Here is a 7,957-nt window from a genome sequence, read left to right on the forward strand (position 1 = left end):
GAGCGCGCGGGCGAGCGCCGCCGGGCGCCGGGCCCCCGCGCCGCAGGACGTTGTGCGGCGGAGCGTCAGCCGACGTGGACGCGCGGGCGGCGGCTGCGGTCGGGTTCGGCCTCGCGCAGCACCTCGCGGGTGACCGGGGCCACCTCGCCCTGGCCGAACAGGAAGAACCGCAGGAACTGGGCGAAGGGGTTGCCCTCGGTCCACTCGAAGTAGAGGTGCGGCTGCTGCCCGGTGCGGTCCCGGATGGTGAGGGCCAGCGCGGCGATCGCGTTCGGGATGCTGGAGCTCTCCAGCGTCAGCACCCGGTAGCGGCCGTGCAGCACCTCGCCGCGCACGGTCAGCTCGGTCTCGAAGTCGGAGGCGTCCCGGACGGTCACCTCGACGAAGACCAGGTCGTCCTCACCGGGGATGTCGTTGTCGGCGCGGATCTGGCGGATCTTGTCGCGGTACTCGGCGACGTCGCGGTGGGTCGGCTCGTTGGCGATCAGCCGCAGCGGGCGGTGCGCGTAGTCCCTGACGAAACGCTCCGCCACGTCGTCCAGCACCACATCGGTGACGCGCAGCTCGAAGGCGCGGCGCAGCCGGGAGAGCAGCGAGACCAGGATGATGCCGGCGATGAAGCAGGCACCGATCTTCAGACCGTCCGGCCGCTCCAGGCAGTTCAGCACGGTGGTGTACAGGAAGATCGCCGCGATGATCGCGAAGGCGGTGGTCCAGCCCCGCTGCTTCGCCTTGTACGCGGCGATGGTGACGGCGATGGCCGCCGAACTGATCAGCACCAGCACGCCGGTCGCGTACGCGCCGCCCTGGGCGTCCACGTTGGCGTCGAACAGCCAGGTGACCAGGAAGCCGATCAGGGTCAGCACGATCACCATCGGCCGCACCGCGCGGGCCCAGTGCGGGGCCATGCCGTAGCGGGGCAGGTAGCGCGGCAGCAGGTTGAGCATGCCCGCCATGGCGGAGGCGCCGGCGAACCAGAGGATGGCGATGGTGGACAGGTCGTAGACGCTGCCGAAGGTGCCGCCCAGGTACTCGTGGGCCAGGTAGGCGAGGGCGCGGCCGTTCGCGTCGCCGCCGGGCTTGAACTGGTCGGCCGGGATCAGCAGGGTGGTGATGAAGCTGGTGGTGATCAGGAAGCAGCTCATGATCACGGCGGCCGTGGTGAGCAGCTTGCGGGTGCCGCGGATCCGGCCGGTGGGCTTCTCCTCGGTGTCGTCCGGGTCGCCCTCGATGTGCGGCATCACGGCGACGCCGGTCTCGAAGCCGGACAGGCCGAGCGCCAGCTTCGGGAAGACCACCAGCGCCACGCCCACCATGATCACCGGGTTGCCGTGCTGGGCGGTCAGCGCACTGGTCCAGTCCGTGACCACGTGCGGCGCCTCGATGATCTTCCAGATGCCGACGGCCACCACGACCACGTTCAGCACCAGGTAGACCGCGACCAGGGCCACCGCCAGGCCGATCGCCTCGCTGAAGCCCTTCAGGAACACCGCGCCGAGCAGCGCGACCAGGATCAGCGTGATCAGCACCTGCTTGCCGCCGAGGACGCTGGTCAGGTGCGGGTTCTCCACCAGGTGCGCGCTCGCGTCGGCGGCCGACAGGGTGATCGTGATGAGGAAGTCCGTCGCCGCGAAGCCGAGCAGCGCCAGGACGAACAGCTTGCCCTTCCAGAACGACAACAGCCGCTCCAGCATCGCGATCGAGCCCTCACCGCGCGGGCTCTCCTGCGCGACCCGCCGGTAGACCGGCAGCGCGCCCAGCAGGGTGACGATCACCAGCACGATCGTCGCGATCGGCGACAGCACGCCCGCGGCCAGCGCGGCGATGCCCGGCTGGTAGCCGAGCGTGGAGAAGTAGTCCAGGCCGGTCAGACACATCACCCGCCACCAGCGCTGGCCCTTGTGCGCGCCGGAGTCCCCCGCCTGCGCGCCGCCCTGCGAACCATCCTGGCCGGCCTCCCCGGTGGCCGGCTTGTCCGCCGACACGCCCTCCAGCAGCCAGCCGCGCAACCGTATTCGCGCCGACGACGGTTCCGCCGTCGCCGCCTCCGTCGAACCCGACGAAACCACCTTGCACCTCTTGTTAAAGACCCCGTAAAAGCGCCGTCGGGCGACGGCAGTGCGACAGGCTATGCGACCGGCGTTAAGGACGCGTCATCGCCCCGCGTTAAGAAAACGTCATTGCTCCGCAGGTCGCGGCGGGTGGTGCGCCCGGTGGCGGCACGCCCGCGGCCGGGCGCCGACGGGCCGGCCGCGCGGCGCCGGGACAGGGCAGCTCCCCCGCCCCGACGCCGCGTGCCGCGAAGGTCAGGCCCGGTAGCCGAGGACGGTCATCATGCCCGTCTCCGCGTGGTAGACGTTGTGGCAGTGCACCATCCACAGGCCCGGATTGTCGGCGTCGAAGTCGACGGCGAGCGTCGCGCCCGGCAGCACGATCGCGGTGTCCTTGCGGGGCCCGTCACCGGGCAGCGCGAAGGTGTGGCCGTGCAGGTGGACGGGGTGCCACATGCTCGTGGTGTTGCGGAACTCCAGCCGGACCCGCTCCCCCGCCGCCACCGGGTAGCGCTGCGCCGGGTCGTACCGGCGGCCGTTGAACGCCCAGTCGGCCTTCGCCATGCCGCCGGTGAGCTCCAGCCGCACCGTCCGGTCCGGCGCCCTGGCGGGCAGTCGCACGCTCGGGTCGGCCTTGAGCTGTGCCGCGCCGAGCAGCCTGCCGTCCAGCTCCGCCGGGCGCACCGAGGCGTCCGGCGCGGCGCCGCCGCCGGTGCGCAGCAGGGCGAGTGCGGCGGCGTTCTTGCCCTCGGCGAGCGCGGTCAGCGGGAACACTCCGTCCTGGACGGTCACCAGCACGTCGTAGCGCTCGCCCATGCCGAGCAGCAACGCCTGGGTGGTGGCCGGCTCGACCGGGAAGCCGTCGGTGTGGGTGACGGTCAGCTCGTGGCCGCCCAGCGCGACCCGGTAGGCGGTGTCGCCGCCCGCGTTGATCAGCCGGATCCGGACCCGGTCGCCGGGCTTGGCGGTGAAGGTCTCGGGCGCGGTGGCGAGCCGGCCGTTGACCAGGTGGAACGGGTAGCCGACGTCGCCCGCGTCGCCGCCGAGCAGCGCGCTGCGGGCGCCCATCAGCATCCGGGACGGGCCGGCGGCGGTGGGCGGGGCGGCGCTCGGGGTGCCGGCTGGAGTGCCGCCCATGGCCGCCATGTCGTGGCCGCCCGTCGCCGAGTGGTCCATCCCCGCATGGTCCATCGCGCCCATGCCCCGGGCGAGTTCGGCGAGCACGGCGTCCGGGGTGCTGCCGTCGACCCCGTCCACCCAGTCGTCCAGGACGACGACCCACTCCTTGTCGTAGCGCAGCGGCTCCCTCGGGTCCTCGACGATCAGCGGCGCGTACAGGCCGCGGTCCTGCTGGACACCGGAGTGCGGGTGGAACCAGTACGTCCCCGGGTGGGCGAGCGCGAAGCGGTACTCGAAGCCGGCGCCCGCCCGCACCGCGTCCTGGGTGAGCCCGGGCACGCCGTCCATGTCGTTGCGCAGCGCGAGGCCGTGCCAGTGCAACGAGGTGGGCTGCGGCAGGTGGTTGGCGAGACTGACGGCGAGCGTCTCGCCGACCGTGGCGCGCACCTCCTGGCCGGGCAGGCGGTCGCCGTACGCCCAGCTGCGGACGGTGCGGCCGCCCAGGTCGAGCGTCGTCTCGGTGGCGGTGAGCGCGACCTTGCGCTCCGGCCCGGGCCCTCGCCGAGCATCGGCGGCGGCGACCTCGGGGCCTCCGGGGGCGACGAAGCCGCCCGGGGTGGTGGGGGCGGCGCCCCCATGGTCCATGCCCTTCATCGGATCGGCGGAACAGGCGGCGAGCAGACCGGTGCCGGCGGCGGCGAGCGCCGCGCCGAGCACGGTACGACGGGTGGGTGTGCGCATGACGGAGTGCACCTCGTGCGGTGGGTGTGGGTGAGCAGGACGTCGCGACGGCCGTCCCGCCCGCGCCGGGGCGCGGACACGGGGCGGCCGGAACACGCCTACTGACGCAGCACCGACAACCGGGCGAGGAGGATCCGCCCGCCTCCGGGCGGCGGCAGCGCGCGAACGGCCCGCAGCAGCCGGGCCCTCACCTCGGCGGCGACGTCACCGCTGTACCGCAGCAGGGGGCCGGCGATGAGGAGCAGCAACGTCCAGCCGGCGAGGACGGCCAGACACACCGTCATCGGATCCATGCCGTCGGCCGCTGCGGTGTGCACCGTCTCCTCGGCGCCCGCCGGGTGACCGGCGCTCACGGCGTGCCGCGCCGGCCCGTGGTCTGCCCCGTGCTCCGCCCCGTGCCCGCCGGCGGTCGGATGGCCGAGCGTGTGCATCGCCACGATGCCGAGCAGGAGCGCCGCGAGGAGCAGCAGGCGCAGGGCCCGGGGGACGGCCGGACGCGGCTCCGCCATCGTCCACCTCCCGACCGATCCCGCCACCAGTTACCCCCGCAGGGTATCCCGAGTCACAGCCCCCGGCCGCGCCGGGGCAGGTCGCCCGGCCCCTGCCCTCCCCGCCGCCGAAGATCGATCCGTTAGCATCCGTCAGCAGTTTGTCGACACGGACCCGGGCGGCACGCCGGTCCGGGGCTCATCAACGGGGGGAAAGACATGGCAGATCCTGATCTGGCCTTGGAGTTCAAGGTCAACCCAGCCGAACTGGACGGCTGCGGACAGAGCGCTCAGCACATCGGCGGACTCATACCGGGCGAGACCGCGAAGATCACCGACCCGTGCAACCAGGCCGCCGGAGGCCTGAAGGGCTGGCTCACCGCCGCCGCCATCCAGAACTGCGGCACGAACTGGAAGACGCTGCTGGACAAGCTCGGCGGCGACATGGGCGACGTCGGCACCAAGCTCGCCACGTCCGCCGCCTACTACCGCCAGGTCGAGAAGGACATCCACGGGAGCATGCGGAACCCGGCCGCACCGGTCCCCGACGAACCGGACCCCTTCAACACGACCTTCGTCCCTGGCCCCGTGAAGCCCGCCGACGCGAAGGCGGCCGCGTAAGCGATGGACATCAAGACCCTCCACGACGCCGACCTCATCAACCTCACCACCGCGAAGACCGCCTTCGACACCCTGGCCACCGCCTTCGGCCAGCACGTCGAGAACTGGCAGCACGAGGTCGTCGACCGGCTGAACCACTCGCAGTGGACCGGGAACGCCGCCGGTCACGCCCAGGCCCGGATCCAGCTCCTGGAGAACGAACTCCAAGCCGCCCAACAGGAGATCGGCCTCGTCGGCAGGGCCCTGTACGACGCGGCCGAGGGCTTCGCCGCCGCCCAGGCGCACCTGATCAACGCCCTCGACGACGCCAGGACCCACAAGCTGACCGTCGCCGCCGACGGCGGGATCACCTGGGACAACGACCCCGGCTCCGCCACCTTCGCCGGCACCGACGCCGAGTCGCAGGCCCGGCAGATCAGCAGCCGGATCACGGCCGCGCTCGCCGAGGCCGACCACGCGGACCAGACGATCAGCGCCCGGCTCGCCCACCTGGCCGGCAACGCGAGCGACGGCACCGGACTCGACGCCGCCACGGCGAAGACCGACCTGGCCGCCGCGAACGCGCTCGAACAGGTCCCCGCCGCCGGCACCGACCCGAACAGCGTCAAGGGCTGGTGGAACGGACTGACCGACGAGCAGCAGCACCGGATGATCCTCAACCACCCCGACCAGGTCGGCGCCCTCGACGGCGTCCCCGCGCTCGCCCGGGACCAGGCCAACCGGATCAACCTCCAGCGCGGCAGGCAGGACCTCCAACACCAGCTCGACGGCCTCGGCCCGGAGCCGAAGCACTACCTGTCCGTCGCCGAGACCAACGGCGGGCCCGTCCAGAACCCCGACTACACGGCGTGGAAGCAGAAGCGCGACGACCTCGAAGACAAGCTGAAGGGCGTGACGGCCATCGAGAACCGGCTGAACACCCCGGTCAACGCCGAACACCCGCCCACCTTCCTGCTGGGCTTCGACACCAACGGCAAGGGCCACGCGATCATCGCGGCCAACAACCCCGACACCGCCGACAACGTGTCGACGTACGTGCCCGGCACCGGCGCCCGGCTCGGCAGCATCGGCAGCGACATCAACCGCTCCGACCTGATGGTCCAGTCGGCCAACACCGCCAACAAGAACTCGAAGACCACCTCGTCGATCACCTGGGTCGGCTACGACGCTCCGCAGACGATCATCCCCGAGGCCGCGGACGACAAGTACGCGAAGAACGCGGAGGACAAGCTGCACGCCTTCGAGACCGGGCTGCACGCCACGCACGAAGGGAAGCTGTCGAACAACACCGTCCTCGCCCACAGCTACGGCACGACGACCGTGGGCTACACGATGCGGGACAAGGGCCTTCCGGTCGACAACGTCGTCCTCATCGCCAGCCCCGGCTGCGGCGTCGAGAACGCCAAGGACCTGAACATCGACCCGTCCCGCGTGTACGTGGCGCAGAGCCCGGCCGACGCGATCGGCTGGGCCGCCGCCACCGACCCCGGCGGGATGACGGACAACATCGTCGACAACGTCGCCAGCTCGTGGGGCCTCGGCGACGGTGACCACCACCTGATCCACGGCCGACAGACCACCGTCCCCCAGTTCGGCGCGCAGATCCTGCCCACCGACCCCAAGGCGGGGCACTCGGACTACTGGAACGAGAATTCGCCCACCCTGACCTCCATGGGGGAGATCATCGCCGGAAAGCGGGCCTCATGAGCACCACCGAGCACGCCCCACTGATCAAGCGGGTCACCGCCGCCGCTGCACTCGCGGTCACCGTACTGGCCCTGAACGGCTGCGGCGTGCAGACCTTGAACGAGCGGTCGAAGCCCACGATCACCCTGAACCAGGCCAAGAAGCAGATCGACACCTACCTCGCCGACACCCTGGCCAAGCTGCCGGTCAAGCCGACGGCGAGCTCGGGCGATTTCTTCGACATGGAATGCGACGCCAACGACATCGGCCCGCACGGCAGGACGCAGACCCATCGGGGATACGACTTCGAGGACCTCCCCCTGTCCGGCAGGACGGAGGTCGCGGACGCCTTCCGCGTCTACCTGACGGGACAAGGCTTTCAGCCGGTCGAGGACCCGCCCGACTTCCATCCCGGCTGGGTGAAGCTGAAGAACCCCAAGGACAACTTCCTCGCCGTCCTGGACGGCGCCACGGATTCGAGCCGCCTTCTCAAGCTGACCGTCAGCTCCCCCTGCGTCTGGCCCGACGGCACGCCACCGGCCTGATCCGAGCCGCCGCACCGGCGCCGCACCCTCCGCAGGGTGCGGCCCCTGCACGTCCGCCCGCGCCGACCCCGGAACAAACCCCGAGGAACGTCCCCTAAGGGCGTAGACGCGCCCGGGCGCGGGCATGGCTGAATCGTGGAACCCCGAGCAGCAGCCGTGAGAAGGTGTCGGCCATGAAGGTGATCGAGTTCGTCCTCAATGTCATTTGGCTGATCTTCTGCGGTATCTGGATGGCCATTGCCTATACCGTCGCCGGAATTATCTGCTGCGTGCTGATCGTGACCATCCCGTTCGGCGTCGCGTCCTTCCGAATTGCCGGCTTCATACTGTGGCCGTTCGGGCGGACGACCGTGGAGAAGCCGGGGGCCGGGGCGGCGTCCTGCGTCGGGAACGTCATCTGGCTGATCTTCGCGGGCTGGTGGCTGGCGATCGCGCACCTGGTGACCAGCATCCCGCTGTTCCTGTCGATCATCGGCATCCCGTTCGGCTGGGCGAACCTCAAGATGATCCCGATCTCCCTCATGCCGCTCGGCCGCGAGGTCGTCGCCACCGACAAGGCCTGGGGCGCCCGGTAGCCGTTCGAGAAGCAGCCGCAGGATAAACGGCCCCGGGGGGGGGGGAGAGAAACAACGCCCCCGCCCCGTCCGTCGTTTGGTAGGAGGGGCCGGCGGCACTGCGGCGGGGGGGGGGGTGTGAGGCAGCGTAA

Annotated in this window: 7 protein-coding genes; 4 read left to right on the forward strand and 3 right to left on the reverse strand. The window is 71.2% G+C overall.

Going from position 1 to position 7,957, the window contains the following annotated elements; genetic code table 11:
- Positions 1-65 precede the first annotated feature (65 nt).
- From ACFV6D_RS28400 to ACFV6D_RS28410, 3 genes are all read right to left on the reverse strand, one after another.
- Positions 66-2,069, reverse strand: a complete 2,004-nt coding sequence (locus ACFV6D_RS28400) for an amino acid transporter (protein WP_380485701.1) — start codon at positions 2,067-2,069, stop codon at positions 66-68.
- 237 nt (positions 2,070-2,306) lie between these two features.
- Positions 2,307-3,911, reverse strand: a complete 1,605-nt coding sequence (locus ACFV6D_RS28405) for a multicopper oxidase family protein (protein WP_380561591.1) — start codon at positions 3,909-3,911, stop codon at positions 2,307-2,309.
- A gap of 98 nt (positions 3,912-4,009) precedes the next feature.
- Positions 4,010-4,420 carry a DUF6153 family protein gene (locus tag ACFV6D_RS28410; protein WP_380561593.1) on the reverse strand — a complete coding sequence of 137 codons (411 nt, stop codon included), beginning with the start codon at positions 4,418-4,420 and terminating at the stop codon, positions 4,010-4,012.
- Between the two features lie 198 nt (positions 4,421-4,618).
- On the opposite strand from ACFV6D_RS28410, the gene ACFV6D_RS28415 reads away from it, so the two are divergent.
- The 4 genes from ACFV6D_RS28415 to ACFV6D_RS28430 all read left to right on the forward strand — a co-directional run bounded on the left by ACFV6D_RS28415 (position 4,619) and on the right by ACFV6D_RS28430 (position 7,826).
- A complete protein-coding gene (locus ACFV6D_RS28415) occupies positions 4,619-5,020 on the forward strand; it encodes a hypothetical protein (RefSeq protein ID WP_380561595.1) in 402 nt (133 codons plus the stop codon).
- Positions 5,021-5,023: 3 nt separating this feature from the next.
- Complete coding sequence (locus ACFV6D_RS28420) at positions 5,024-6,727, forward strand: alpha/beta hydrolase (RefSeq protein ID WP_380561597.1); 1,704 nt, start codon at positions 5,024-5,026, stop codon at positions 6,725-6,727.
- The gene (locus ACFV6D_RS28425; protein ID WP_380485686.1) at positions 6,724-7,251 is read left to right on the forward strand and encodes a hypothetical protein; all 528 of its coding nucleotides are present in this window, start codon (positions 6,724-6,726) and stop codon (positions 7,249-7,251) included. Before ACFV6D_RS28420 ends, ACFV6D_RS28425 begins: the two co-directional genes overlap by 4 nt.
- A 173-nt stretch (positions 7,252-7,424) precedes the next feature.
- A complete protein-coding gene (locus ACFV6D_RS28430) occupies positions 7,425-7,826 on the forward strand; it encodes a YccF domain-containing protein (protein ID WP_380561599.1) in 402 nt (133 codons plus the stop codon).
- Positions 7,827-7,957: the final 131 nt, after the last annotated feature.

Source organism: Kitasatospora sp. NPDC059812 (genome assembly GCF_042732075.1).
Taxonomy (GTDB): Bacteria; Actinomycetota; Actinomycetes; order Streptomycetales; family Streptomycetaceae; genus Kitasatospora.